The following is a 24,994-nucleotide window of genomic DNA, read 5'->3' as shown; positions in this document are numbered from 1 at the left end:
ATTGATGCTGCGACAATCTGTCATACCCCTTCCCGCGCGAGAAGCGGCGAGTCAATCCGTTTTGCAGAGGAAGCTGCTGATTTTTCAGGCCTTATTTTGCGTTGCAGCAATCAGCCATTGTCGGAACGCAGCCAGCTTCGGCGCCTCCCGATGGCCTTCCGGCGCGACCAGGTAGAACCCCGCATCGGCAGGAAGCGCGATCTTGAACGGCACGACAAGTCGGCCCTTGGCGATATCGTCCTGCACGTAGGAGGTCCGGCCCATCGCGACGCCGATGCCGTCGATGGCGGCCTGGATGGTCATGAAGATCATGTCGAAGGTGATGCCGGGGTGCCGTGCGATGTCGGCCGGCTGGCCCGCCGCGGTCAGCCATAGCCGCCAGTCGTCGCTGTTGGTGCTCGACGTGTGCAGAAGCGGATGGTTGCGCAAATCCTCGGGCCGGCGCAGCGGCTTGTCGCCGCGCAGCAGCGAGGGGCTGCACACCGGAAACAATTCGTCGGCCATCAGCCAGTCGGCACGCAGGCCCGGCCACTGGCCGCGGCCATAGCGGATCGCGGCATCGACATTGTCGCGCTGGAAGTCGACGAGGCTGGTCGAGGTGGTGATGCGCACGTCGATGCCGGGATGCTGCTCCTGGAAGTCGGTCAGCCGCGGCAGCAGCCATTTGGCCGCGAGCGAGGCCAGCGTCGACACCGTCAGCACCTTGTCGTCGTCCTTGCGCAAGAGACGGTCGGTGGCGAGGCGCAAATCGTTGAAGGCGGCGCGGACGCCCGGGAGATAGTCGCGCGCCTCCGGCGTCAACGCCAACGCCCGGTTCTGCCGGATGAACAGCCGGATGCCGAGCTCCTCCTCCAGCCTGCGGATCTGATGGCTGATCGCGGTCTGGGTCACGTTCAGCTCGCTGGCTGCGAGCGTGAAGCTGAGATGGCGTGCGGCGGCCTCGAACGCCCGCAATCCGTTCAGGGAGGGCAATCTGGCAGTCATTTGGCAGCAGGATACATGACGTTATTTCATGCGAAAAGGTACAAATTGTCGTTTGTCGCGGCGCAACAGGAGGCAGATATTAGCGGTCAACGTAGCTCCAGGAGCTGAAAATGTCTACATTGACCGACAACTCGATGACAAATCATCATGCGCACGGCGTCTTCTACCAGATCGGCGAGATCCTTCACGTCTGGCACGAACGCTACCGGACCCGGCGCGAGCTGACCAACTGGACTGCCCGCGACCTCCACGACGTCGGGCTGTCCTGGTCCGACATCGCCTACGAGGCCGATAAACCCTTCTGGCGGGCCTGATAGGCCGCCAGGCCGGCGCCGCCTGAGCACAGGGGCGCCGGCGGTCCCTTTCCGCAGGGCATGCGTCATGAGCACCCTTCGCCTCGAAGACCTCAAGCAATATTCGGACGTGCTGCGCACAAGGCACGGTGAGCGGCTCAATGTCCGCTTCGTCGAGCCGCGCGACACCGACGAGCTCCAGCACTATTTCCGCTCGCTCTCGACCCGCTCCCGCTACAACCGCTTCTTCGGCGCGATCAGCGAATTGCCGAAGGGCCTGCTGCACGATTTCCTCGAGGTCGGCGAGCGCGATCGCTTCACCGTCGTGGCGACGATGACGGTCGACGGCTTCGAGACTATCGTGGCGGAAGCGCGCTACGCCTTCCATGCCGAGACCGCGGCGCTCGAGTTCGGCCTTTCGGTCGACGACCGCTGGCAGGGCCACGGCATCGCCACCGCGCTGATGAAGAACCTCGAATGCCGCGCCGCCGCGCTTCGAGCCGAGCACATGTTCGGCGACACGCTGCGCTCCAACGAGACCATGGTCTCGCTCGCGCGCAAATCCGGCTTCACGTTCGTCAACCATCCTGATGATTGGAAGCTGGTGCGCTTCGACAAGGAGATCAACCTCGCGCCGCAGGACATTCCCTGTGCGAGCTGGCGCCTCGCCGCCCTTTCCCGTCAGGCCGACAGCCCCTCAGCCTCGGCCTGACATGACTGCAGCCCGGCCTGGCCAAGCCAGAGCCGGGCATTTTTTTTGCTTTCGCACTCTCTCTCCATTGTCATTCCGGGGCGCGCGTAGCGCGAACCCGGAATCCATTTCACCGCGCGTTTTGGAGCCCAATGGATTCCGGGCTCGATGCTGCGCATCGCCCCGGAATGACGGTCCTAATTACTTCCCCGTAAAAACCGCCTTGCGCTTCTCGATGAAGGCCTGCACCGCCTCCTTGTGATCCGCGGTCGTGGTGAGGCGGACCAGCCGTTCGGCTTCGTGGTCGCGCGCGGTTTCGAAGTCGAACAGCAGGGCCTCGTCGAGATTGTCCTTCATGTAGCGCAGCGCGAGGCGCGGGCCTTCGGCCAGCGATCTGGCCAGCGCGAACGCCTCGGTCTGCAACTTGTCGTCGGGCACGACGCGGTTGACGAGCCCGATCGCTTCGGCGCGCGCGGCATCGACGCGGTCGCCGGTGAACATCAATTCGCGCGCCCGCGCGGTGCCGACCAGCCGAGTAAGCAGCCAGGCGATGCCGTAATCGCCGCTGAGCGCGATGCGGGCATAGCCGGTGGCGACGAAGGCGGATTGCGCGGCGATGCGGATGTCGCAGGCCATGGCGATGGCAAGCCCAGCACCGACCGCGGGGCCGGGGAGCGCAGCGATGGTCGGCTTGCGCACCGACACCAGCGCGCCGGTGAGCAGCCGCTGCCGCTCCTGAAGGTCGGCGATGCGATCGTCCAGCGACATCTCGAGCTTCTTGGGATCGCGATGCGCGCCCATGCCCTTGACGTTGCCGCCGGCGCAGAAGGCTTCGCCCGCGCCGGTGAGCAGCAGCGCGCCAACGTTCGGATCCTCTGCGCAGGTCCGGATCATGGTGCGCAGCGCCGGCGTCAGCGTGTCCGACAGTGAATTGCGCGCCTCCGGCCGGTTCAGCGTAATGATCGCGACGCGGTCGCGGATCGCGCAAAGGAGCTCACTGGTGCCGGTGTCGATGGTGGTTTCCGTGGTCATGTCGCCTCCCGCTCTATCGTCATTGCGAGCGAAGCGAAGCAATCCAGAATCCTTCTGTGGAGGCAGTCTGGATTGCTTCGTCGCTTCGCTCCTCGCAATGACGGGTGTTGTTGCTAGCTTGCTTCAAAACCTCTCCACCCAGGGCCGCAGCTCCAGCTCCCAGCTCCAGGCGCTGCGCGGCTGCTGCAGCACGTTCCAGTAGCTCTGTGCGATCGCGTCGGGATCGAGCATCGAATCCGGCTTGTCCGCCGGCTCGCTCCGCGTCGCGCTCCTGATGCCGCCATCGATGACGAAATGCGCGACATGGATGCCCTGCGGCGACAATTCGCGCGCCATGCTCTGCGCAAGGCCCCGCAGCGCGAACTTGCCCATCGCGAAGGGAGCGGACTGCGCATAGCCCTTGACGCTGGCGGAGGCGCCGGTGAACAGGATCGCGCCGTGCTGGTTCGGCAGCATGCGCTTGGCCGCCTGCTGCGCCACCAGGAAGCCGCCATAGGCGCTGACCGCGATCGCCTGCGCGACGTCGGCCGGCACGAGGTCGACGAACGGCCCGCGCGTCCGGCCGGAGGCATTGTAGACGACGAGGTCGGGCGTGCCGATCTCGCGCTCGACCAGGCCGAACAGCCGCTCCACCTCGTCGGGCTCGGTGGCGTTGCAGGCATAGGCCTTCGCTCCGGTCTCGGTGCAGAGCGCGCCAAGCTTCTCGATCTTGCGTGCAGCGAGGGCGAGGCGGATGCCCTGCGCCGCAAGCAGGCGCGCCAGCGATGCGCTGAGGCCTTCGCCGGCACCGACGATGAGGGCGATCTTGTATTTCGGATGTTCCATTTGGTGATCTCTCGCAGACAGGAGCCGTTGATCTAGGCACGGTCCGTGCGGACAACCAGCCGGCGCGGCCACAATTCCGCAGGGCGAATTGCTCCCGCGCGGCGATCATGCCGCCCTGATATTTTGCGGCTTTATCGCTGTCCGCGACGGGAGCATGATCGACATCATCCAAAGCGGCAAGCGCAAAGAATTGCCGTCGGACGGAAACGAAGAGGACGATCATGCCCGGACCGGTCACAGCGCAGCCAAAAAATGCCGCGGCCGCACCCTCCGGCCTGCTGGCGCCCGATACATCAGGCATGAATTTCTACCGCGCCGATCCCGCGCTGACGGACCTGCTCCGCATTCATCTGCCGGAGAATCTGTTCCGCCACATCGAGCCGCATCTCGATCGCCTCGGCGAGCTCGCCGGCGGCCATCTCGACGAATGCGCGCGGCTTGCCGACCGCCACACGCCCATCCTGCACCAGCGCGACAAGTTCGGCCGCGACGTGCAATGGATCGAATATCACCCGGCCTATCGCGAGCTGGAGAACGCCGCGTTCGGCCAGTTCGGCATCCACGCGCTCTCGATCGCCAAGGGCATCATGGGCTGGCCGGACAAATACCCTGTTGTCGCCAAGCATGCCTTCACCTTCCTGTTCAACCAGACCGAATTCGGCATGGGCTGCCCGATCAACGTCACGGACGGCTGCGCCAAGCTCCTGGCGCGTTTCGGCAGCGAGGCGCTGAAGGCGAAATATCTCGACGGCCTGACCTCGACCGACATGAGCAAGCTGACGCAGGGCGGCCAGTTCATGACCGAGAAGGAAGGCGGCTCCGACGTCGGCACGCTGACCACGCGTGCGGTGCAGGAGGGCGACCATTGGCGTCTCTATGGCGAGAAATGGTTCTGCTCGAATGCCGATGCGAAAGTCGTGATGCTGCTGGCGCGGCCCGAAGGTGCCGGGCCCGGCACGCGCGGCGTCGGCCTGTTCCTGATGCCGCGCTTCCTCGACGACGGCACCCAGAACCATTACCGGATCGTGCGCCTCAAGGACAAGCTCGGCACGCGCTCGATGGCCTCGGGCGAGATCAAGCTCGAAGGCGCGATCGCCTATGCGGTCGGCAAGCTCGACCGCGGTTTCGTGCAGATGGCCGAGATGGTGAACTCGTCGCGGCTCTCCAACGGCGTCAAATCCACCGCGCTGATGCGCCGCGCCTATCACGACGCGATGACGGTGGCGAAGAATCGCGTCGTGTTCGGCCAGCGCATCATCGACCTGCCGCTGGGCCGGCGGCAGATGCTGAAGATCATGCTCCCGGTCGAGCAGGCGTTGTCGATGAGCTTCCTCACTGCGGACGCGCTCGACCGCGCCGAGGCCGGCAGCCAGGATGCGGCGGCGCTGCTGCGCATCCTGACCCCGACGCTGAAATTCCGCGCCACGCGGGATGCGCGAAAAGTCTGCGGCGATGCGCTCGAGATGCGCGGCGGCATCGGCTATATCGAGGAATTCGCCACCGCCCGCCTGCTGCGCGATGCGCATCTCGGCTCGGTCTGGGAAGGCACCGGCAACATCGTCGCGATCGATGCGCTGCGGCGGGCGGTCGGTCGTCACGGCGCGGAATCCGCACTCGCGGCCGATCTGCACGCCCGGCTCGACGACAGCGCCTCGGTGCCGCAGGCCTGGCGCGATCATCTGCGTGGCCTCACCGACCGCGCCGTCGGCTTCGCGCGCGAAGTCGCGGCTAAGTCCGAAAACGAGGCGGATGCGCGCCGCGCCACCAGCGTGCTCTATCACGTCGCCAGCGCAGTCGCCCTCGCCTGGGAAGCACACCGAATCCACGACATGCGCGGCGATGCGCGCCGGCTGCTGCTGTCGCGCCTCGTGATCGACCATCGCGTGACGCCGAGCGATCCGTTCCGGCTGACGGAAAATGCCGCGCAGGCGAAGATCGCCGAACTTCTGCTCGGCGATCGCGCAGCCAGCATGAGCGAGGTTGGCGAACTGGTCCTGGCGGCGTAGGCTAACTGTGGCAGCGAGCGCAGTTCACCTCTCCCCTAGGGAGAGGTCGGATCGCGTAAGCGATCCGGGTGAGGGATTACGCGCTCACGTGAGACCCGAACCCCTCACCCGGAATCGCATCTTCGATGCGCTTCCGACCTCTCCCTTCGGGAGAGGTGCAGAGTCGACGACGAGTGAAACAAAAACAACGAGGAAACACCGATGAAGGCCGCCGTCCTCTATGAAGTCAACCAGCCGCTCGTCATCGAGGACATCAGCCTGCCGAAGCCTGGCCCGCGCGAGGTGCTGATCCGCACCGCGGTCGCTGGCCTCTGCCATTCCGATCTGCACTTCATGGAAGGGCTCTATCCGCATCCGCTGCCTGCGGTGCTCGGGCACGAATCCGCCGGCGTGGTCGAGCAGGTCGGCTCCGACGTCACCTATGTCAAGCCGGGCGACCACGTCGTCACGTGTCTCTCCGTCTTCTGTGGCACCTGCGACAATTGCACCACCGGCCGCACCGTGCTCTGCACCGACGCGACGGTGAAGATGCTGCCGGGCGTCTCCAACCGCATGCAATGGTCGAAGCCGGAGAAGCTGCACCAATTTCTCAATCTCTCCTCCTTCGCCGAGCAGATGCTGGTGCACGAGAACGCCATCGTGAAGATCCGCAGGGACATGCCGCTCGATCTCGCCGCGCTGATCGGCTGCGGCGTCATCACCGGCTATGGCGCGGTGGTGAATACGGCGAAGGTGACGGCCGGCGAGACCGTCGCCGTGATCGGCTGCGGCGGCGTCGGCATGGCCGCGATCAACGGCGCGCAGATCGCCGGCGCCGGCCGTATCATCGCCATCGACACCAATCCCGCAAAACTCCAGCTCGCGACCAAGCTGGGCGCGACCGACATCATCAACCCGGCCGACGGCGATGTCGTGAAGCAGGTCCGCGACCTCACCAATGGCGGCGTGCATCATTCCTTCGAGGTGCTCGGCCGCAAGGAGACTGCCGAGCAGGCGTTCGGCATGCTCGCTTCCGGCGGCACCGCCACGATCGTCGGCATGATCCCGTTCGGCCAGAAGATCGAGCTGCACGGCTTCGACTTCCTGCGCGAGCGCAAGATCCAGGGCTCCTCGATGGGCTCGAACCATTTCCGCGTGGACATGCCGCGCCTGGTCGATTTCTACCTGCGCGGCCGGCTGCATCTGGAGGACTGGATCTCCGCCAAGCTGAAGCTGAGTGAGATCAACGAAGGCTTTGCCAACATGAAAGCCGGCAAGACGCTGCGCAGCGTGATCGTGTTCGATAATTAGCGGCCGTGACGGTGTCATCGCCCGGCTTGACCGGGCGATCCAGTACGCCGCGGCGGGACTTGTGTGAATGAACGACCGCCGCGGCGTACTGGATGCCCCGGTCAAGCCGGGGCATGACAGCGGAGAGTGTGTGGTCAGTGTGCCTTCTTCACCGCGACACGTGCGCGGACACCGCGAGCCACTTGCCGTTCTTCTTTGCCCAGCAGTCGGTGTACCGCCCGCTCGCCTGCTGACCGTCCGCCGTCGTGTAACTCGTCGCGGCGTGGATGATCGCGAAGTCGCCCATAATGCGGATCTTGACGTCGTGTGCATGCAAATTGCGGATCGCGATCGGCCGCGCCGTCTGCTCCAGGAAGGCGGCGCGGTCGACCAGCGTCTTGTCGGGATTGGAGCAATAGAACTCCGGGGCCAGGATCTCGTCGAAGCGCTTGACGTCGCAGTTCTGCACGGCGGCGACGTAGTCGCGATTGAGTGCGGTGAGCTGCTCGAGATCCTGACTCATGGTGCTTCCTCCCCCTCATTCCAGGGCGCGCGGAGCGCGAACCTGGAATCTCGATTGTTATCTTACTCCGTCATTGCGAGCGAAGCGAAGCAATCCAGAAATGTCTCCGCGGACGCAGTCTGGATTGCTTCGTCGCAAGAGCTCCTCGCAATGACGGGAAGGACTAATCACCAAATAGTGGCGGCGGCACGAAGCCGCCGAACTCCCGCTCGATCAGCTCGGCGAGCTTGAGCGGCGTCCGATCTTCTAACCACGGACCGACGATCTGCATGCCGACGGGCAGGCCGCCTTTCGACAGGCCGAGCGGAACCGCCGTCGCAGGCAAGCCCGGAAGCGTTGCGATGCCCGGCCAGGCGAGTTGGTCGGAATAGGGGTAGTCCTTGCCGTCGATGCTGATCGTTCGCAGGCGCTGCTCCGGCGAGTGATCGTGCGGAAAGGCCGGCGTCGGCATGATCGGGCAGATCACCGCGTCGAAGCTCTTGAACAATGCCCGCCATTGCGCGCGGAGGACGGCGCGGCTACCCGCATCGAGCACCCAGGCGCGGTGGCTCGCGGTGATACCGCGCAGTCGCTCGGCGCCGAGGCTCGTGTCCTCCGGCGAGAGCTGGCTTGCCCCTGCCTGCGCATCCGCCAGTTCGTCGGGAGGTAAGAATGCGCCGAGGAAGCCCAGCAGCATGCGCATGTAGAGCCGCGACGTCTCCGCGAAGTCCGGAAGCCGCGCGCTCTCGCGTGCGACGGTGACGCCGGCCTTCGCAAGATCGGTTGCAAGCTTGTCGATCGCGCCGCGGACATCCTGGTCGCTCGGCAGCAGCGGATGGCTGTCGATCACCAGGACACGAAAATCCCGCAGCGATTGATGCCGTGCGGCAGGCAAGTCGAGCTTGTAGGCGATCCCCCCGTCGAGCGGATCGGGTCCCGCCATGACGTCGAGCAGCAAGGACAGGTCCGCCGCCGTGCGCGCCATCGGTCCGATGACGGCGAGGTCGCCCTCGCGCGGAATCGCTGGAAACGGCGGCGGGGTCTCGCCGCGCGCCGCGCAGAGATTGATGGTCGGCTTGTGGGCGAAGACGCCGCAATGAAATGCCGGCGCACGCAGGGAGCCGCCGATGTCCGAGCCGGTGGCGAGCGCGCAATAGCCTGCGGCGAGGGCTGCCGCCGATCCACCGGACGAACCGCCCGGCGTGCGGCCGAGATCGTAGGGGTTGTTGGTGGTGCCGTAGATGTCGTTGTAGCTCTGCCAGTCGCCGAGCCCGACCGGCACGTTGGTCTTGCCGAGGATCACGCCGCCGGCCTGCTTGATGCGGGCCACCGCCAGCGCGTCTTCCACGGGCTTGAAGTCCTTCTGCGGCACGAATCCCCAGGTCGTCGGCAGGCCGGCGATGTTGAAGGATTCCTTGATTGTCGTGGGCAGGCCGAGCAGCGGCTTGCGCTCGCCGCGCGCCAGCGCCGCATCCGCTTCGCGCGCCGCGACGAGCGCGCGATCGAAATCGCGCACGCACACCGCGTTGATGCTGCCGTCGTGCCGGTCGATACGCGCGATCGCATCCTGCGTGAGCTCGACCGCCGAGACCTTCCTCGCATTCAATGCGGCCGACAATTCGACCGCGCTCTTGAAACTCCATTCCGATCCGGCCACGCGCTTCTCCCGCTCTGGTTGTTCGAGGATGATGCGCAGTTTGGCCCAACCTCGCAACGTCTGTTTGATCGAGATTGATATGCTGCTAGCCCTTAGCGGCACAGCCAACACCAAGTCGGTGTCATCGCCCGGCTTGACCGGGCGATCCAGTACTCCGCGGCGCCAGTTGTGTGAGTGAACTGCCGCCGCGGAGTACTGGATGCCCCGGTCAAGCCGGGGCATGACAGCGAATGTGATGCGAACTACGCCGCCCCGATCACGATCCCCACCGCCAGCACGATGGCGCCGCCGAGCACGATCTGGAACACGGCCTGGAGGAACGGCGTGTCCATGTAGCGCGAGCGGATGAAGGCGATCGCCCACAATTCGAAGAACACGACGACGCAGGCGATCGCCGTTGCAATCCAGAACGCATTGGCCCAGCTGTCGGGTACCAGATAAGGCGCGGTGTGGCCGAGCCCGCCGAGCGTCGTCATCGCGCCGCAGGTGATGCCGCGCAGCCAGGGCGAGCCGCGCCCCGTCAGCGAGCCGTCGTCGGACAGCGCTTCCGCAAACCCCATGCTGATGCCGGCCCCGATCGAGGCGGCAAGGCCGACCAGGAATGTCTGCCAGTTCTGGTGCGTGGCGAACGCCGCCGCAAACAGCGGTGCCAGCGTCGAGACCGATCCGTCCATCAAGCCGGCGAGGCCCGGCTGCACATATTGCAGCACGAACATGCGCCGGCGCGTGCGGTCCTCCTCGGCGCGCACGTCGGGCTTCAGGATCTCGTCGGTCAGCCTCGCCGCGGTGTGCTCGTGGCTCTTCTCGGCCTCGGCGAGATCGCCGAGCAGCCGGCGTACGTTGACGTCCTCGGCCTGCTCGGCGGCCTTGGCGTAGAAGCGCTCGGCCTCGAGCTCCATGGTCTCGACTTCCCGGCGGATCGTGTCGAGCGGCAGGTTCTTGGTCAGCCAGATCGGGCGGCGGCGCAGAAAGCCTTTGACGTCCTCGCGGCGGATCGGCGGCAGGTGCTGCCCGAAGCGCTGCTCGTACAATTCCAGCAGCATGTGGCGATGGCCGCGCTCCTCCTCGGCCATCTGCTCGAACAGTTTTGCCGAGTCCGGATAGCGCTCCTTCAGATCCTCGGCGAAGGTCATGTAGATGCGGCTGTCCTCCTCCTCGGAGGAGATCGCGACCGCCAGCACCTCGCGCTCAGTCAGATCGGCAAAAGTCTTCACGGCGGCCCTGTCACTATAGTTTAGAATAGTTCTAAACTATAGGGCGCTGCCGGTTCCGGGTCAAATCAGGCCGCGTGGGCCTTTGCAAGGAAGTCGAGCAGCAGCCGGCTCACCGCGGCCGGCTGCTCCTGTTGCACCCAATGGCCGGCGCCGTCGACGAGATGGCAGCCGAGCATCTTGGTGCAGCCGCGGCCCTGCATCGCCTCGAATACGCCCGGCCGCTGATAAGTGCCCCAATCCTGCTTGCCCGAGATGAAGCAGGAGGGCACGTCGATGCTGCGGCCGGCAAACAATTGCATCTCGTTGTTGAGCATGCCCGACGTGCCGTAGCGGTACCATTGCAGCCCGCCCTGGAATCCGGTGCGGCTGTATTCGGCGCTGTAATAGGCGAGGTCGCTGTCCGGCAGCCATAGGTTCGCGGCGATTGCGGCGGGCGAGGGCATCTCCTTCGCGACCGTCTCGGCCATGGTCTCGTGCAAGTCCATCACGTAATAGGTCGGCAGCTTCGCCAGCTCCTGTGCCGACCATGCCTGCAGCGGATAGGGCTTGTTGTCGGTCCAGTCCGCGCTCTTGTGATGATAATAGGCGCGCAGGAAATCATGCACGCCTTGCGGCGCGTGCTGCATGTCGGCGTTGGACGGACGGGTCGCGTAGTACCATTGATAGTGCTTTCGTGGCCGCGGCAGCGCGGCGAGCTCGCGATGCACGGGGTCTTCCTCCGCGGGCTTTGCCGGATTGTCGACTGTGCCGAACGGCAACGGCGGCGGTCCGCCAAACGGCGCGCTCATCAGCGTCACCGAGCGAAACACGTCGGGCCGGATCAAGGCGCACCAGGCCGCAACCGGGCTGCCGAAATCGTGCCCGGCGAGATCGACCTGCCTGTAACCGAACGCCGACACCAGGCCGAGCGCATCGCGCACGAGATTGAAGAGCGAGAACGGCGCGAGATCGTCGCCATGCTCCGCGCTCCATCCCGTGGTGCGGCCATAGCCGCGCTGGTCCGGGGCGATCACGTGGTAGCCGGCCGCGGCGAGTGTCGGCATCACCTTGCGCCAGGAGAAGGCGAGCTCGGGAAAGCCGTGCAGCAGCAGGATGCAGGGCCGGCCCTTGGTCTCGAAGCCGGCCTCCAGCACATGCATCCGCAAGCCGTTGATGCCGTCGACGTAGCGCGAGCGGATCCCGGCGGGGAGGGGGATGTCGGGGAGTGCGGTCATCGTTTCCTCCACTTGAGCGTCTCTTACCCTCCCCTGGAGGGGGAGGGTCGATCGCGCGAAGCGCGAGCGGGGTGGGGTGATCTCTCCGCTCGGGCAGTATTCAACGAGGATAGACCGTCACCCCACCTCGGTTCGCATTCCGCTTCGCTGCATGCGAACCGATCCTCCCCTCCAGGGGAGGATGGGAGTTCGCCGTGCGAGCTCGGCTAAATCACACCGACTCGCACACGAACGCGTTGCCCTTGCGCCGGATCTTCCCAACCGACGGCGAGGGAAAATGCGCCGTGCAGCACAGCGTGTCGGTGTCGCAATAGCGCTCCAGGAAGCTGCGGCGCGTTTTCGCGGCTGCGGCCGGATCGACGTCGAACTTGATCGACAGCTCCGGATAGAGCGTCTGCAGCGGCGAGTGCATGAGGTCGCCGGAGAACACCGCATCGTCCTTGCCGCGGCCCATCGTGATGGCGATATGGCCGGGCGTGTGGCCGGGTGTCGGCAGGATGCGGACGTGGTCGCCGATCTCGTGGTCGTTGCCGACGAGCTCGTGCCTGTTAGCCTCGACCACCGGCAACACGCTGTCAGCGAAAGGCGGGATCTCCGTCTTCGCATTCTGCGCGGACCAGTGATCGAATTCCTGCCTGGCGAAGATGTAACGCGCCTTGGGGAAGGTCGGTACCCAGCGGCCGTTCTGAAGCCGCGTGTTCCAGCCGACATGGTCGACATGCAGATGCGTGCACATCACGAAGTCGATGTCGTCGACCCCGAACCCGGCGGCGCTGAGGCCGCGCAGATACGTGTCGTCAGTCTTCATGTTCCATTTCGGCCGATTGGGGCGCGGCTTGTCGTTGCCGATGCAGCTGTCGACCAGGATGGTATGGTGCGGTGTCTTCACCACGTAGGACTGGAAGCACAGCAGCAGCACGTCCTGCTCGTCCAGCGCCTTCGCCTCGCGCATCCAGGCCCGGTTCTCGGCCAGCACGTCCGCCGTCAGTCCCGGCAGCATCTCCAGCGCCGGGACGAACGAGGTCTCCTGCTCGATGACGCGATGGATGGTGAGATCGCCGACCGAGAATTTGAGGCTCATGAGAACTCCCGAAATTTTATGCGGGCGGCGGCACCGAGATTTTCACCGAGGGCCGCTCCAGCATCTTCTGGTGGAAGGCGTCGAGCTTCGGATAGGCCTTGCGCCAGCCGCAATCGGCGAAGCGGAAGTCGGCATAGCCGAGCACGCAAACGAGGCCGATCTGCGAGATGTCGAACGGGCCGTTCAGCACGTCAGGCATGTTCTCGAAGCGCGCCATGCCGGTCCAGGCCCTGTTCCAGTGATCGTCCGACCAGGCCTGCCATTGCAGGCCTTGCGGCCGCACCATCTTCTCGTAGCGGCACAGCAGCATGGAATCGAGCATGCCGTTGATCAGCGAGTGATTGGTCTTGGCTTTCCAGCGCCGCGGGCCGTAATCCGGGATCAGGCTGCCGCCGGCCATCTCGTTGAGATATTCGACGATGACGTAGGAATCCAGGATCACGTCGCCGTCGTTGGTGATCAGCACCGGCAGCTTCTTCAGCGGCGTGATCTTCGAATAGTCCTCGTTGGCCGTGCCCGGCGCGACGCTCGCAGGCACGAGCTCGATCTTGTCGATCAGCCCGAGCTCGATCGCAGCGATGCGCACCTTGCGGGCAAAGGGCGAGGCGGGGGAGAAGGTGAGCTTCATGGGACGATCCTGATGAGCAGTTGTTTTCGTCATTGCGAGCGAAGCGAAGCAATCCAGACTGTCTCCGCAGAAAGAACCTGGATTGCTTCGTCGCAAGAGCTCCTCGCAATGACGGGGAGAGAGCGGAGGCCTTACGCCGCGATGATCTCCTGGCGCTGCTCGCCGAGACCTTCGATGCCGAGCGTCACGACGTCGCCGACATTGAGGAAGGTCGGCGGCTTCATGCCGAGGCCGACGCCGGGAGGGGTGCCGGTGGTGATGACGTCGCCGGGCAGGAGCGTCATGAACTGCGAGACATAGGAGATGCACTTGGCCATCGAGAAGATCATGGTCTTGGTCGAGCCGGTCTGGCGGCGCTGGCCGTTGACGTCGAGCCACATCGACAGGTTCTGCACGTCCTTGATCTCGTCCTTGGTCGCGAGCCACGGCCCGAGCGGGCCGAACGTGTCGTGCGACTTGCCCTTGGTCCACTGGCCCAGGCGCTCGATCTGGAAGGCGCGCTCGGAGACGTCGTTGCAGACGCAATAGCCCGCGACGTGGTTCAGCGCGTCGGCTTCCGAGACGTATTTGGCGCGGGTGCCGATGATGGCGGCGATCTCGACCTCCCAGTCGAGCTTGGTCGAGCCGCGCGGCTTCTCGACCGGATCGTTCGGGCCCGACAGCGAGGTGTTGGCCTTCATGAAGATGATCGGCTCGCTCGGGATCTCCGCGCCGGTCTCCTTGGCATGGTCGGAATAGTTGAGGCCGATCGCGATGAATTTCGAGATGCCGGTGACGGGCGCGCCGAACCGCGGCTTGCCGGACACGGCGGGCAGCGAGGCGGGATCGAGCGCCGCCAGCTTCTTCAAAGATTCCGGCGAATAGGCCTCACCCGTGAAGTCCTTCACATGCGCCGACAGGTCGCGCAACTGGCCGGATCTGTCGATCAGGCCGGGCTTTTCCGCCCCCTTCTCGCCATAACGAACAAGCTTCATTCTCGTTTCTCCCTGGAGATTGGACCGATCGGTTGAATAGCTTCTTGGAACAGGGCGGCAGGAAATTCAACCGCTCAAAAGCGGCGCATTGCAGCCCCCCGATTCCGGCGCTCGTAGGGTGGGCAAAGGCGCAAGGCGCCGTGCCCACCATCTCTTCCAGTTAGCCCGGACCGGTGGGCACGCTTCGCTTTGCCCACCCTACGAAGCCTATGATTGCAGCGCCACAAACCTGAACGCGTCCCCATCCCGCTTGATATGCCCGGCCGAATAGTGCCCGCCGAGCACCAGCGTCGGCGTGTCGGCGAAGCGCGAGAACACCGCGCGCCGGCTTGCCGCCGATTGCGCGGGGTTGGTATCCACCGTCGAGCACCACTCCAGATGCGCCATCTGGCACGGATGATGGGCGACGTCGCCGGTCAGCAGCGCCTGCTCGCCGTCGGATTCGATCAGGACGCTCATATGCCCCGGGCTGTGACCGGGGGTCGGAATCAGCTTGATCTCCTCGCAGAGCCGGTGGTCGCTCGGGACCAGCTCGGCCTGGCCGGCATCGACCACCGGCTTCACGGAATCGTTGAACACCGCGACCTTGTCCGGCTCGGCCGTGTCATCACGCCAATGCTCATATTCGGTCTTGCCGAAGACATAACGCGCCTTCGGGAAGGTCGGCACCCATCGGCCATCGACCAGTTTCGTATTCCAGCCGACATGGTCGACGTGAAGGTGCGTGCACAGCACGGTGTCGATGCTGTCGGGCGGAAAGCCGGCCGCAATCATCGTCTCCAGGAACGGCGAGCTGCGGTTGTTCCAGGTGGGCACGCTGCGGCCCTGCTTGTCGTTGCCGAGGCCGGTATCGACCACGATGCGGCGCGAGGGTGTCTCCACCACGAGCGAATGGATCGACATCTTCAGTCGGCCTTCTTCGGTGGCGAAATGCGGGATCAGCCAGGGCAGCTTCTGGATCTCGTCATGGGTGGCTGCCGGCAGGATGAAGCGGGTCGAGCCGACCGTCTCCATTTCGACGAATTTGGTGATCCTGACCTTGCCGACCTTCCACTGCATCCGGCGCCTCCCCGTATTCTTGCTCTTGCGCTGGAACATGCACATTTTCTGCCATCGAGCGCAATGGATCATCTGACGCGGTGCGGCGTTATCGCCGAAACCCGAGACAGACGCCGAAGGGGAAGCCATGCCAGAGCTTGCGATTTCCGCGGACAAGGTCGCCTTCATCATCGAGAAGGCGCGCGAATTCGACGTCAAGGAGGGGGCTTCTGATCCCGACTCCGGTTCGAACGCGGCCGATGACGATATGATGGACGTCCTCGACGATGACGGCTCCGACCCTGTCGTCCAGGAACTCGGAAGCTTCATGATCGCCTTGAACGAGGACGAGCAACTCGATCTCGTCGCGCTGACCTGGCTCGGCCGCGGCGACGGCTCGATCGATGAATGGGACGATCTGCGCGCCCGCGCGGTGGAGGCGCGGCGCGAGTATGGCAGCCCGCGCCGCGAAACCGTGCACTATCTGCTCGGCGAGCCGATGCTGGGCGACCTGCTTGCGAACGGCCTCGACGAATTCGGCGTCGATTGGACCGATGAGCGCACCACCGCCGATTCCTCCGCTCCGAGCCAGCAGGATGAGGACGAGCCGACCAAGCAGCGGTGATGATCTTACCTCGCCCCGCTTGCGGGGAGAGGTCGGCGCGAAGCGCCGCGTGAGGGGGACTCTCCGCGAGTCCGACTGTCACCGTGTTTGCTGCAGCAGCCCCTCACCCCAACCCTCTCAGCGCGAGCGAAGCTCGTCGCGGCCCCGTAAGAACGGGGCGAGGGAGTACACCTGCGATGATGCGTTACAGCGTCCCCGGGAAAGCACCACCATCCAGCAGAATGTTCTGTCCGGTGATGAAGCCGGCCTTGGCGCCGCACAGGAAGGCGCAGGCATAGCCGAACTCGTCGGGCTGGCCGAAGCGGCCGGCGGGGTTGAGCTTGGCGCGCTCGGCCAGGATCTGCTCAGGGCTGACGCCGCGCTTGTCGGCCTCGGCCTTCGCGGTGCCGGTGAGGCGATCGGTCTCGAACGGGCCCGGCAACAAGCCATTGATGGTGACGTTATTGATGACTGTTTTGCGCGACAGGCCGGCGATGAAGCCGGTGAGGCCGGCGCGTGCGCCGTTGGAGAGGCCGAGGATGTCGATTGGCGCCTTCACCGCCGCCGAGGTGATGTTGACGATGCGGCCGAACTTGCGCGCCATCATGCCGTCCACGGTCGCCTTGATCAGCTCGATCGGGGTCAGCATGTTGGCGTCGATCGCCTTGATCCAGTCGTCGCGGGTCCAGTTGCGGAAATCGCCGGGCGGCGGGCCGCCGGCATTGTTGATCAGGATGTCGGGCTCGGGGCAGGCCTTCAGCACTGCCTCGCGGCCCGCCGGCGTCGTGATGTCGCCGACGATCTCGGTGACCGTCACGTCGGGATAGGCCTTGCGGATCTCATCGGCCGTCTTCTTCAGCGCGTCAGTGCCACGCGCGGTCAGCGTGACGTGAACGCCGGCCTCCGCCAGCGAGATGGCGCAGGCGCGGCCGAGGCCCTTGCTGGATGCGCAGACGATGGCGCGGCGACCTTTGATCCCAAGATCCACTGTTTCACTCCCGTAACTATCAGGCAGGTTTTGGACGGGCCGCACTCTAGCCAAGTGCGACGCCGCTGATAAGGGAGGGGCTCGCACCAAAATGCATGGCGCGCGATCGGGTGATGCAAAAGCGCGGGCATGGTCCGGAGCGGCATGATCCGGACCCGAAGGGCGCGTTAGCGAAAAGTGTGGAGCGGTTTTCCGAAAAGATCATGCCCGAGACGAGAATCTAGGGCGCGACCTCGTCGCGCTCTAGATCCGCCGCTCCTGCTTGAGGCGATCGATTGCGGCGGCGGCTTCCGGCGGCAGCGATTTGAAGCCCATCTGGCCCACGGTCGAGAACAGCGGCCGCAGATGCGAGCCGGCGAGGAAGGGCGGCTGGCGGCTCGTCGGCACGATCTGGTCGAACACCAGCACCAGGGTGGTGGCGACGAGGCCGACCCTGGCGGCGCCGAGCGCGGCGCCGCCGAGCCGGTCGCCGATGCCGGTCTCGCCGATCGTGTCGTTCAACGCAACGCGGCCGATCTGGCCGAACAACATGCCGACGACCACGAAGATGGCGAAGAACCAGATCCAGTTCTGCAGCAGCGGCGAGTTGGGATTGCCGGCGATCTGCGGTGCGATCAGCGGCATCAGCGCCACCGCGATCGGCGCGGCGAGCAGATAGGCGAGGATGGTCATGGCGCTGCGCAGCAGCCCGGTCCTGAAGCCGAAGCCGACCGCGACGGCGAGCGCGGCGTAGACGGCGAGATCGAAACTGTTCATGCGCGAAAGCCCTGCCTCGACGGAACGAATGAACGCCGAGCCGATCATTCCGGTTTCAGATCGCTAAAATCGTCTGTATTGGTGGCTCCAAAGAGTAAGGGAACCGCGCAAGGAACGCGTCATGTCAGACCTATTCGACGTCAGTAAAGAAACCATCCTCGTCACCGGTGCGAGCCAGGGGCTGGGCCGGCAATTTGCCCGCGTGCTGGCGGCGCATGGTGCGGCCGTCGCGCTGGCCGCACGGCAGGCCGACAAGTTGAAGAGCCTGGAAGAGGAAATTCGCGGCAAGGGCGGCCGCGCTGCGACGGTCGCGCTCGACGTCACCGACACCGCCTCGATCGCCAAGGCGGTCGATGCCGCCGAAGCCGCGCTCGGTCCCGTCACCGTGCTGATCAACAATGCCGGCATCGCCATCGAGAAGCTCGCGACCGATCAGACCGAGGCGGACTGGGACGCGGTGATCGGCGCCAATCTCAAGGGCGCCTATTTCCTCGCGACCGAAGTCGCGCGCCGCATGATCGCGCGCAAGCAGCCGGGCAACATCGTCAACATCGCTTCCGTGCTCGGCACCGGCGTCTTGAAGGCGCTCTCGCCTTACGCGATCTCGAAGGCCGGCATCATCCAGGCGACGAGAGCGATGGCGCTGGAGCTCGCGGGCCAGAACATCCGCATCAACGCGCTCGCGCCCGGCTACATCGATACCGAGATGAACCACGCCTTCTGGTCGACGCCATCAGGCGAGCGCCTCGCCAAACGCATCCCGCAACGCCGCGTCGGCGCCGAGTCCGATCTCGACGGCGCGATTCTGCTGCTGGCGTCGAATGCGTCGCGCTACATGACGGGGAGCGTGGTGACGGTGGACGGCGGGTTTTTGCTGAGTTGAACGTGTATTCGCCGCCCTATCCACATCGTCATTGCGAGCCAACGGGTCCGCGCGAAGCGCGGCCCGATGACAGGCTCAGCGAAGCAATCCAGAGTCTTTCCGCGGAGGGATTCTGGATTGCTTCGCTGCGCTCGCAATGACGGGAGGCGATGCTACCGCATCTCTCCCCGGATCATATCCGCCGCCTTCTCCCCGATCATGATGGTCGGCGCATTGGTGTTGCCGCCGATCAGCGTCGGCATGATCGAGGCGTCGACGACGCGCAATCCTTCGACGCCATGCACCTTTAGCGTCGGGTCGACCACGGCCATCGCGTCCATGCCCATCTTGCAGGTGCCGACGGGGTGATAGACGGTATCGACCCGCGCGCGCAGAATGGCGCGGATGTCGTCGTCCGTTCTCACGTCGGACGTGAACATGTCCTTCTTCTGTAGCGCCCGCAGCGCCGGCGTCTCCATCAGACGCCGCGTCGTCTTGAAGCCGGCGACCATCCTCTCGACATCCTCTTCCTCGCCGAGGAAATTTGGGTCGATCATCGGTGCTGCGAGCGGATCGGCGTTTTTCAGCCAGATGCTGCCGCGGCTCTTCGGTCTGAGCAGGCAGACATGGCATGAGAAGCCGGCCTCCTTGTGCTTCTTGCGGCCGTGGTCGTCGAGCATCGCGATGACGAAGTGGAGCTGGATGTCCGGTACGTCGAGATCAGGCCGGGTCTTCAGGAAGCCGCCGCACTCGGCGAAATTGGTCGTCATCACGCCGCGCCGCTCGCGGCGATAGCGTTGGATGCCGCGCAGCAGGGAGGGCAGCCGACCGAGCGAGGCGTGAACGAAGTGCGGATAGTCGGAGGCGTAGACGAACACGAAGTCCGGATGGTCCTGCAGATTACGCCCGACGCCGGGCAGGTGATGCACGACGCCGATGCCGTGCGCGGCAAGCGCATCGCCGTCGCCTATTCCCGACAGCATCAATAGCTGCGGCGACTGGAAGGCACCGGCGGCGAGGATCACCTCGCGGCGGGCGCGCATCTGCTTCTTTTGTCTGCCCTGCACATATTCGATGCCGACCGCGCGCCCGCCTTCGAACAGGATCTTCGTTGCCTGCGCGCCCGTCTCGACCCGCAGATTCGGCCGCTTGTCCATGTGGGGAGCCAGATAAGCGCGCGCCGCGCTCCAGCGCTCGCCGTGGCGCTGGGTCACCTGGTAGCTGCCGAGCCCCTCATGGTCCTCTTCATTGAAGTCCTCGCGGATGCGGAACTGCGCCTCGCGCGCGGCCTGATGGAAGACGTCATGGATCGGGTTGTCCGAGCGCAGCCTGTTGACGTGCAGCGGGCCACCCTTGCCGTGATATTCGCCGTCGAAATCGGCGTTGTTCTCCGACCGCTTGAAATAGGGCAGCACGTCCGCATACGACCAGCCGGCATTGCCGAGCGCGGCCCAATGGTCGTAATCCCATTTGTGGCCGCGGATGTAGACCATCGCGTTGATGGCCGAGGATCCGCCGAGGCCCTTGCCGCGCGGTTGATAGCCGATGCGGCCGTTCAAGCCCTTCTGCGGCACGGTATCGAAGGCCCAGTTGGCCGCGGCGTAGGGCAAAGCCAGCCCGAATGGCGTGGTGATCCGCCAGGTGTCGTTGCGTCCGCCCGCATCGAGCAGCGCGACGGATGTGCCCGCATCCTCCGACAGCCGCCCTGCGACGGTGCAGCCGCCCGAGCCCGCGCCCACGACGACGAAATCGAATGTGTCGGTCAATATTAGCCCCCCATTTCTCGTCATTCCGGGGCGCGCGAAGCGCGAACCCGGAATCCATTGAGCCGCATAACGTGCTGCGAAATGGATTCCGGGTTCGATGCTGCGCATCGCCCCGGAATGACCCAAGGCGTTTTCGCCCCTCATCTTGTTGCCGCAAGCTGGTCCTTTGTGGAACTTCTGGCAAGAGCGCGCGGAACGGGGCGGAAATTCGCTCATCCCCCTGTCACAAAGTCGAAAAAAACGTTCCCGCAGCCCTTTCCAAAGGCAGCCCGCCTTGATACATACCCCCCGCACCCGACGGGCATTGCCCGGGGGTCGCCTTCCAAGGAAGCCTTTGGGACGGAAGCGGCAAGCCAGCGCGACCAGCGCCGGCCTCAACCGACCGTCCCCAGGATTTAACCGAAGGCGCGCAAAGGTTTAACGCGGGGTGGAGCAGCCCGGTAGCTCGTCAGGCTCATAACCTGAAGGTCATAGGTTCAAATCCTATCCCCGCAACCAAATTCGGATTGACCGGATCCGAGACGACAACGGCCCGCTTGATGCGGGCCGTTTTTGTTTGGCGATGGGATCACCGCGCTATCTCGCCGCGGTCTGCCAGGCGAGCAGCCGCTGCTCGACCAGCGACATCGCAATCGACGTCACATATCCGGTCGCACCGAGCAGGATGACGCCGGCGAAGAGGTCGGCGGATCGGAACGCGCGTGCCGAGAGCAGGACCCAATGACCAAGACCGTCGAGGCCGGCAAGGATCTCGCAGACCACCGAGAGGATCAGCGCGACGGTCAGGCTGAGCCGCATGCCGGCGAGGATATCCGGCAATGCCGAAGGCAGGGCGATCTTGCCGATGATGGCGGCGCGCGACATCTGCAGCGAGCGGGCGACCTCATAGAGCCGCGGCTCGACGGCGGCAAAGCCGTGAATGGTTGCGAGAATTATCGGCCAGATCGCGCCGAACGCGATCACGAACAGCGCCATGCCTTGCGTCAGCCCGAGCATCGCGATCGCGACCGGGATGATCGCCGAGACCGGCAGGGGCCTTAAGAATTCCAGCGACGGCGCCACATAGGCGCGCATCGTCCTGGACGAACCGATCAGCGCGCCAAGCGCAATGCCGGCGATCGAGGCGGCGAGCCAGCCATAGGCCATGTGCTCCAGCGTGCCGATCAGCTTGCCGGCGAGATCGCCACTCGAAAAGCCGCGCACCAACGCGGCCCAGGCGCGGTCCGGACCGGGCAGGAACACCGGCGACACCAGCTTCAGATTGGCGACGAGCTGCCACGCCGCAATGAAGCTGCCTGCGACGAGGACGCTTGCGACACGCCAGAGGATCGCAGCGCGGTTCATGGATTGTCTCCGGCGAGCGCGGCGCGGCCGAACAGGCGGCGCTGCGCCGCGATCAACAGGATGTTCAGCGCGTAGCCGATCACGCCGATCCAGACCAGGTAGGCCAGCATCAGGTCGGCGCGCAGCGCCTGCTGCGCCAGCATGATGCCGGCACCGAGGCCAATCGGATTGATCGCGATCTCGACGGTGACGGCGACGATCAGGGCGATGCCGGCCGACAGGCGGAAGGCGACGAAGATTCGCGGCAGTGCGGCCGGGATCACGATCTTCGCGATCCGTTGCGGCGCGCTCAGCCGCAAGGCCCGCGACACTTCCATCAATCGCGGCTCGATGCTGCGCACCGCGCTGCGCGTCAGGATCAGCATCGGCCAGACGCAGGCGAACGCCACGATCACGATCTCCATGCGGTAGCCGAAGCCGAGCGCGATCAACGCAATAGGCAGCAGCGCGATCGAGGGAATCGGGCGGATCGCCTCGACCGTCACCTCCATCAGCCGGTCGAGGGGACGCGAAATGCCGAAGGCGATGCCGAGCGCAAGCCCGATGGCGCTGCCGATCGCAAGGCCTGCAAAGGCGGCGAACAACGTGTCGCGGGTCGCGATCGGAATCGAGAGATCGGCAAGCGCATTGGCCAGCGCCGCGAGGATTGCGCTCGGCGGCGCCAGGCTGTCGCTTTGCAGATGGGCGAGGCGTGCCCACAGCTCGAACGCCAGCATCAGCGCCAGCGGCAGCAACAAGGGCTTCGTGCGGTCGAGGCTCAATGTTCGGTCGCCTTGATGAAGTCGAACAATTGCCGGCGCAGCCGCAGGAATTCCGGATGCTCGCGGGTGGCGAGCTGGTCGCGCGGACGCGGCAGGTCGACGTCGAGCTCGATCCCGATCCGGCCCGGATGCGGCAACAGGCCGATGACGCGGTCGCCGAGATAGATGGCTTCGTCGAGATCGTGGGTCACGAAGATCACGGTAGTCTGGCTCGCCTGCGTCAGCGACAGCACCTCGTCCTGCAAGCCCTGCCGCGTCATCGCATCCAGCGCGCCGAACGGCTCGTCCATCAGCAGCGTGGTCGGCTCCTGCGCAAGGCAGCGCGCGATCTGCAGGCGTTGCTGCATGCCCCCCGACATTTCCGTCGGATATTTGTCGGCATGGCCGGGCAATCCGACCTTGCGCAGCAGCGCCTCGATGCGCGCGCCGCGTTCACGCGCGGGGACACGCGAGGCTTCCAGCGCCAGCGAGATGTTTCCGGCTGCGGTCCGCCACGGCAACAGCGCCTTGCCGTAATCCTGGAACACGATCGCGACCTCGCGCCGCGGCGCGGTGATCTCTTCGCCGTCGAACGTCACCGCGCCGCTCGTCGGGCGATAGAGGCCTGCGGCGAGCCGCAGCGCCGTGGTCTTGCCGCAACCGGAGGCGCCGACGATGCAGAGGAATTCGCCCGGCCGGACCTGAAGATCGAGATTCTCGATGATGGTCTTGCCGCCGAGCCGCAGCGTCGCGGCATCGAACGCGATCAGCGCTTTTTGCCGCCGCGCGGCGCGCGCCTCAATGAGCTTGGCAACGACGCTCATGATTGCTCCCCGCTTTCAGGCGGATAGACGAACTTGATGGTCGAGTGCAGATGCGCCGCCAGCATCTTCTGCGCGGCGGCCACGTCGCGGGCGAGCACATGGTCGGCGAGCATCTGGTGACTGCGGATGAAGCCCTCGCCGCTATCGATGGCGCTCATCATCACGCGGCGGTAGCGGTAGGCCTGGTCGTAGAGGTCGGAATGGGCGGCCAGCATGCGCCGCGAGCCGCAGGCGGCGAGCAGCGCGGTGTGAAAGCCCTTGTGCAGCCGGTCGAAATCGGCCGCGCCCTCGCGGAATTCGTTGCCGGTGCGCTCGATGTGCCGGCGCATTTGATGCAGCGCGCTGACGATGCCGGCCTCCCAGGCGACATCACCGTGGAGGATGGCGAGCCTGACCGCCTCGATCTCGATCGCCGTTCGCATGCGGGTGATGTCGGCGAGATCCTCGCGGCTGACCTCGGCGACGCGAAAGCCGCGCTGGCCGATGCCGACGATCAGGCCGCGCGACATCAGCCGCGACAGGCCTTCGCGCAAGGGGGTGGCGCCGATCTCGTAGCGCTGCACGAGGTCGATGATGCCGAGCCGCGATCCCGGCGCGAGATCTCCGGCCAGGATGTCCTGTTCGATCAGGCTTGCGGCGCGCTCGCTCAGGGTTCCGGTCTCAGCCGGCGGGCGTTCGAGAGTGCGCTCGGGAGCAGGCATCGTCGATATCCCTAGTTCAGCACCAGTTTCGCGGTGTCGAGCTTTGATTGCAGCATCTTCTGCGACGACATCACCTCGATCCACCAGCTGAGGTTTTGCGGCTTGAGGTTCGGCTCGGACTGGTTCGGCGGCGTCGCCTTGACGAGATCGAGCGGCTGCTTGGTGAATTTGGCGATCGAGGCCGAGGCCTTCTCGGGGTCGCTGTTGACGATGACGGCGGCCTCGGCGATGGATTCGCGGAATTTCTTCACATTCGCCGCATTCTTCTCCGCCCAGTCGCGCGATGCGGCATAGAAGATGATCGGATCGGTACGGCCGAGCTCGGCGCCGTAGCGCGCGCCGACCGAGCCGAGCCCCGCATTGCTCATGCGCGTGACGAACGGCTCGGCCGTGAGCACGGCATCGACGCCGCCTGATTTGATGATGTCGGCCATGGTCGGGAAGGTGACTTCGACGAAATTGACGCTTCGGGGATCGACGCCTTTCTCGACCAGCCATTTCACGAACAGCACGTGCAGAAAGGCGTTCAGGCCGGGCGCGCCGACCTTCTTGCCGATGAAATCCTTCGGCTCCTTGATCGTGATGCCGTTGCGGACGAACGCCGCGATCGCGGTGTTGGAGACCGGGTTCATCACCGAGGCGCCGGCGATCGCGACGAGGTCGAGGCCGCCGTCGACGGCCTGCAGGAAGACGGTGGAGGTGGGGCCGCCGACCTGGATCGAGTTCGACAGGATCGCCGCCGGGATGTTGGAGTTGATCGCGATCGGCGTCATCTCGACGTCCAGCCCGTGCTTTCTGAAGATGCCTGCGTCGACCGCGACCATGGCCGAAGCGCAGTCCGAGGTCGCGGTGCAGCCGATCTGGATCTTGGCCTGCGCCAGCGCTGTCGCCGTCAAGGCAACCGACACCCCGACGCCGAGCGTGAGACCTGCCAGCATGCTGCTTATCTGCGTTCGCCTCACCGCGCTCTCCCCAGTTTGTATTTTTCAGGCTTGTTTATC

The 24,994-nt window shown here is 65.2% G+C and carries 25 protein-coding genes and 1 tRNA gene; 7 read left to right on the top strand and 19 right to left on the bottom strand.

The features are described from left to right. Positions 1–84: 84 nt before the first annotated feature. Positions 85–984: a transcriptional regulator GcvA gene (locus N2602_RS36215; RefSeq protein WP_172787031.1), complete on the bottom strand. Its 900-nt coding sequence runs from the start codon at positions 982–984 to the stop codon at positions 85–87. A gap of 110 nt (positions 985–1,094) precedes the next feature. Here N2602_RS36215 and N2602_RS36210 point away from each other — a divergent pair, with 110 nt between their 5' ends. Together N2602_RS36210 and N2602_RS36205 are read left to right on the top strand one after the other, a co-directional pair. Further along, a complete protein-coding gene (locus tag N2602_RS36210; protein WP_172787032.1) occupies positions 1,095–1,298 on the top strand; it encodes a DUF1127 domain-containing protein in 204 nt (67 codons plus the stop codon). Between the two features lie 67 nt (positions 1,299–1,365). Further along, positions 1,366–1,989, top strand: a complete 624-nt coding sequence (locus N2602_RS36205) for a GNAT family N-acetyltransferase (protein ID WP_260381091.1) — start codon at positions 1,366–1,368, stop codon at positions 1,987–1,989. 180 nt (positions 1,990–2,169) lie between these two features. On the opposite strand, the gene N2602_RS36200 is transcribed toward N2602_RS36205, so the two are convergent. Beyond that, positions 2,170–3,000 (bottom strand): enoyl-CoA hydratase, encoded by an 831-nt coding sequence (locus N2602_RS36200; protein WP_260381090.1) that lies wholly within the window; start codon positions 2,998–3,000, stop codon positions 2,170–2,172. A gap of 123 nt (positions 3,001–3,123) precedes the next feature. Continuing rightward, positions 3,124–3,825 carry an SDR family oxidoreductase gene (locus N2602_RS36195; protein ID WP_172787035.1) on the bottom strand — a complete coding sequence of 234 codons (702 nt, stop codon included), beginning with the start codon at positions 3,823–3,825 and terminating at the stop codon, positions 3,124–3,126. 221 nt (positions 3,826–4,046) lie between these two features. On the opposite strand from N2602_RS36195, the gene N2602_RS36190 reads away from it, so the two are divergent. Next, on the top strand, positions 4,047–5,831 hold the full coding sequence (locus N2602_RS36190; protein ID WP_260381089.1) for an acyl-CoA dehydrogenase family protein: 1,785 nt from the start codon (positions 4,047–4,049) through the stop codon (positions 5,829–5,831). 201 nt (positions 5,832–6,032) lie between these two features. Next, a complete protein-coding gene (locus N2602_RS36185) occupies positions 6,033–7,121 on the top strand; it encodes a Zn-dependent alcohol dehydrogenase (RefSeq protein WP_172787037.1) in 1,089 nt (362 codons plus the stop codon). 148 nt (positions 7,122–7,269) lie between these two features. Here the strand turns inward: N2602_RS36185 and N2602_RS36180 are convergent, their stop codons facing one another. From N2602_RS36180 to N2602_RS36145, 8 genes are all read right to left on the bottom strand, one after another. Next, positions 7,270–7,623 carry a nuclear transport factor 2 family protein gene (locus N2602_RS36180; protein ID WP_172787038.1) on the bottom strand — a complete coding sequence of 118 codons (354 nt, stop codon included), beginning with the start codon at positions 7,621–7,623 and terminating at the stop codon, positions 7,270–7,272. Between the two features lie 163 nt (positions 7,624–7,786). Beyond that, on the bottom strand, positions 7,787–9,259 hold the full coding sequence (locus N2602_RS36175; protein WP_260381088.1) for an amidase: 1,473 nt from the start codon (positions 9,257–9,259) through the stop codon (positions 7,787–7,789). A 242-nt stretch (positions 9,260–9,501) separates the two neighbouring features. After that, on the bottom strand, positions 9,502–10,473 hold the full coding sequence (mbfA, locus tag N2602_RS36170) for an iron exporter MbfA (RefSeq protein ID WP_172787040.1): 972 nt from the start codon (positions 10,471–10,473) through the stop codon (positions 9,502–9,504). 65 nt (positions 10,474–10,538) lie between these two features. After that, positions 10,539–11,687 (bottom strand): alpha/beta hydrolase, encoded by a 1,149-nt coding sequence (locus N2602_RS36165; protein WP_311738821.1) that lies wholly within the window; start codon positions 11,685–11,687, stop codon positions 10,539–10,541. Positions 11,688–11,898: 211 nt separating this feature from the next. Next, positions 11,899–12,768 carry an MBL fold metallo-hydrolase gene (locus N2602_RS36160; RefSeq protein ID WP_260381087.1) on the bottom strand — a complete coding sequence of 290 codons (870 nt, stop codon included), beginning with the start codon at positions 12,766–12,768 and terminating at the stop codon, positions 11,899–11,901. A gap of 16 nt (positions 12,769–12,784) precedes the next feature. After that, on the bottom strand, positions 12,785–13,396 hold the full coding sequence (locus N2602_RS36155; protein ID WP_212260054.1) for a glutathione S-transferase family protein: 612 nt from the start codon (positions 13,394–13,396) through the stop codon (positions 12,785–12,787). Positions 13,397–13,527: 131 nt separating this feature from the next. After that, positions 13,528–14,370 (bottom strand): fumarylacetoacetate hydrolase family protein, encoded by an 843-nt coding sequence (locus tag N2602_RS36150; protein ID WP_260381086.1) that lies wholly within the window; start codon positions 14,368–14,370, stop codon positions 13,528–13,530. A 207-nt stretch (positions 14,371–14,577) separates the two neighbouring features. After that, a complete protein-coding gene (locus tag N2602_RS36145; RefSeq protein ID WP_260381085.1) occupies positions 14,578–15,429 on the bottom strand; it encodes an MBL fold metallo-hydrolase in 852 nt (283 codons plus the stop codon). A gap of 127 nt (positions 15,430–15,556) precedes the next feature. Here N2602_RS36145 and N2602_RS36140 point away from each other — a divergent pair, with 127 nt between their 5' ends. Continuing rightward, on the top strand, positions 15,557–16,033 hold the full coding sequence (locus tag N2602_RS36140; protein ID WP_172787046.1) for a DUF3775 domain-containing protein: 477 nt from the start codon (positions 15,557–15,559) through the stop codon (positions 16,031–16,033). A gap of 184 nt (positions 16,034–16,217) precedes the next feature. Here the strand turns inward: N2602_RS36140 and N2602_RS36135 are convergent, their stop codons facing one another. After that, positions 16,218–17,000, bottom strand: coding sequence for an SDR family oxidoreductase (locus N2602_RS36135; RefSeq protein ID WP_212260058.1), 783 nt, complete (start codon positions 16,998–17,000; stop codon positions 16,218–16,220). Positions 17,001–17,243: 243 nt separating this feature from the next. After that, on the bottom strand, positions 17,244–17,756 hold the full coding sequence (locus N2602_RS36130) for a CvpA family protein (RefSeq protein WP_260381084.1): 513 nt from the start codon (positions 17,754–17,756) through the stop codon (positions 17,244–17,246). Positions 17,757–17,877: 121 nt separating this feature from the next. Between N2602_RS36130 and N2602_RS36125 the strand changes: the two genes are divergently transcribed. After that, positions 17,878–18,639, top strand: coding sequence for an SDR family oxidoreductase (locus tag N2602_RS36125; protein WP_260381083.1), 762 nt, complete (start codon positions 17,878–17,880; stop codon positions 18,637–18,639). 152 nt (positions 18,640–18,791) lie between these two features. On the opposite strand, the gene N2602_RS36120 is transcribed toward N2602_RS36125, so the two are convergent. After that, positions 18,792–20,384: a GMC family oxidoreductase gene (locus tag N2602_RS36120; protein WP_260383799.1), complete on the bottom strand. Its 1,593-nt coding sequence runs from the start codon at positions 20,382–20,384 to the stop codon at positions 18,792–18,794. A gap of 421 nt (positions 20,385–20,805) precedes the next feature. Between N2602_RS36120 and N2602_RS36115 the strand changes: the two genes are divergently transcribed. Next, positions 20,806–20,882, top strand: a tRNA-Met gene (locus N2602_RS36115). Positions 20,883–20,960: 78 nt separating this feature from the next. Here N2602_RS36115 and N2602_RS36110 read toward each other — a convergent pair. From N2602_RS36110 to N2602_RS36090, 5 genes are read right to left on the bottom strand one after another with little or no spacing between them, the layout of a single operon-like run. Next, complete coding sequence (locus N2602_RS36110; RefSeq protein WP_172787050.1) at positions 20,961–21,728, bottom strand: ABC transporter permease; 768 nt, start codon at positions 21,726–21,728, stop codon at positions 20,961–20,963. Further along, positions 21,725–22,489 (bottom strand): ABC transporter permease, encoded by a 765-nt coding sequence (locus N2602_RS36105; RefSeq protein WP_172787051.1) that lies wholly within the window; start codon positions 22,487–22,489, stop codon positions 21,725–21,727. Before N2602_RS36105 ends, N2602_RS36110 begins: the two co-directional genes overlap by 4 nt. Continuing rightward, positions 22,486–23,292 (bottom strand): ABC transporter ATP-binding protein, encoded by an 807-nt coding sequence (locus N2602_RS36100; protein ID WP_260381082.1) that lies wholly within the window; start codon positions 23,290–23,292, stop codon positions 22,486–22,488. Before N2602_RS36100 ends, N2602_RS36105 begins: the two co-directional genes overlap by 4 nt. Next, the gene (locus tag N2602_RS36095; RefSeq protein WP_260381081.1) at positions 23,289–23,993 is read right to left on the bottom strand and encodes a GntR family transcriptional regulator; all 705 of its coding nucleotides are present in this window, start codon (positions 23,991–23,993) and stop codon (positions 23,289–23,291) included. Before N2602_RS36095 ends, N2602_RS36100 begins: the two co-directional genes overlap by 4 nt. 11 nt (positions 23,994–24,004) lie before the next feature. Next, positions 24,005–24,931 (bottom strand): ABC transporter substrate-binding protein, encoded by a 927-nt coding sequence (locus N2602_RS36090; RefSeq protein ID WP_260381080.1) that lies wholly within the window; start codon positions 24,929–24,931, stop codon positions 24,005–24,007. Between the last annotated feature and the right edge of the window lie 63 nt (positions 24,932–24,994).

It is taken from the genome of Bradyrhizobium sp. NC92 (genome assembly GCF_025200865.1).
Lineage (GTDB): Bacteria > Pseudomonadota > Alphaproteobacteria > Rhizobiales > Xanthobacteraceae > Bradyrhizobium.
The sequence above is the reverse complement of the archived record's forward strand: the minus strand, read 5'-3'. Positions and strand labels throughout refer to the sequence as shown.

Excerpts from the sequence above, each read along its gene's own strand:
- N2602_RS36185 (WP_172787037.1), top strand. The coding sequence starts at position 6,033 with ATGAAGGCCGCCGTCCTCTATGAAGTCAACCAGCCGCTCGTCATCGAG.
- N2602_RS36190 (WP_260381089.1), top strand. The coding sequence starts at position 4,047 with ATGCCCGGACCGGTCACAGCGCAGCCAAAAAATGCCGCGGCCGCACCC.
- N2602_RS36095 (WP_260381081.1), bottom strand. The coding sequence starts at position 23,993 with ATGCCTGCTCCCGAGCGCACTCTCGAACGCCCGCCGGCTGAGACCGGA.
- N2602_RS36150 (WP_260381086.1), bottom strand. The coding sequence starts at position 14,370 with ATGAAGCTTGTTCGTTATGGCGAGAAGGGGGCGGAAAAGCCCGGCCTG.
- N2602_RS36180 (WP_172787038.1), bottom strand. The coding sequence starts at position 7,623 with ATGAGTCAGGATCTCGAGCAGCTCACCGCACTCAATCGCGACTACGTC.
- N2602_RS36110 (WP_172787050.1), bottom strand. The coding sequence starts at position 21,728 with ATGAACCGCGCTGCGATCCTCTGGCGTGTCGCAAGCGTCCTCGTCGCA.
- N2602_RS36140 (WP_172787046.1), top strand. The coding sequence starts at position 15,557 with ATGCCAGAGCTTGCGATTTCCGCGGACAAGGTCGCCTTCATCATCGAG.
- N2602_RS36160 (WP_260381087.1), bottom strand. The coding sequence starts at position 12,768 with ATGAGCCTCAAATTCTCGGTCGGCGATCTCACCATCCATCGCGTCATC.
- N2602_RS36215 (WP_172787031.1), bottom strand. The coding sequence starts at position 984 with ATGACTGCCAGATTGCCCTCCCTGAACGGATTGCGGGCGTTCGAGGCC.
- N2602_RS36205 (WP_260381091.1), top strand. The coding sequence starts at position 1,366 with ATGAGCACCCTTCGCCTCGAAGACCTCAAGCAATATTCGGACGTGCTG.
- N2602_RS36125 (WP_260381083.1), top strand. The coding sequence starts at position 17,878 with ATGTCAGACCTATTCGACGTCAGTAAAGAAACCATCCTCGTCACCGGT.
- N2602_RS36145 (WP_260381085.1), bottom strand. The coding sequence starts at position 15,429 with ATGCAGTGGAAGGTCGGCAAGGTCAGGATCACCAAATTCGTCGAAATG.
- N2602_RS36195 (WP_172787035.1), bottom strand. The coding sequence starts at position 3,825 with ATGGAACATCCGAAATACAAGATCGCCCTCATCGTCGGTGCCGGCGAA.
- N2602_RS36200 (WP_260381090.1), bottom strand. The coding sequence starts at position 3,000 with ATGACCACGGAAACCACCATCGACACCGGCACCAGTGAGCTCCTTTGC.
- N2602_RS36130 (WP_260381084.1), bottom strand. The coding sequence starts at position 17,756 with ATGAACAGTTTCGATCTCGCCGTCTACGCCGCGCTCGCCGTCGCGGTC.
- N2602_RS36100 (WP_260381082.1), bottom strand. The coding sequence starts at position 23,292 with ATGAGCGTCGTTGCCAAGCTCATTGAGGCGCGCGCCGCGCGGCGGCAA.
- N2602_RS36165 (WP_311738821.1), bottom strand. The coding sequence starts at position 11,687 with ATGACCGCACTCCCCGACATCCCCCTCCCCGCCGGGATCCGCTCGCGC.
- N2602_RS36210 (WP_172787032.1), top strand. The coding sequence starts at position 1,095 with ATGTCTACATTGACCGACAACTCGATGACAAATCATCATGCGCACGGC.
- N2602_RS36155 (WP_212260054.1), bottom strand. The coding sequence starts at position 13,396 with ATGAAGCTCACCTTCTCCCCCGCCTCGCCCTTTGCCCGCAAGGTGCGC.
- N2602_RS36090 (WP_260381080.1), bottom strand. The coding sequence starts at position 24,931 with ATGCTGGCAGGTCTCACGCTCGGCGTCGGGGTGTCGGTTGCCTTGACG.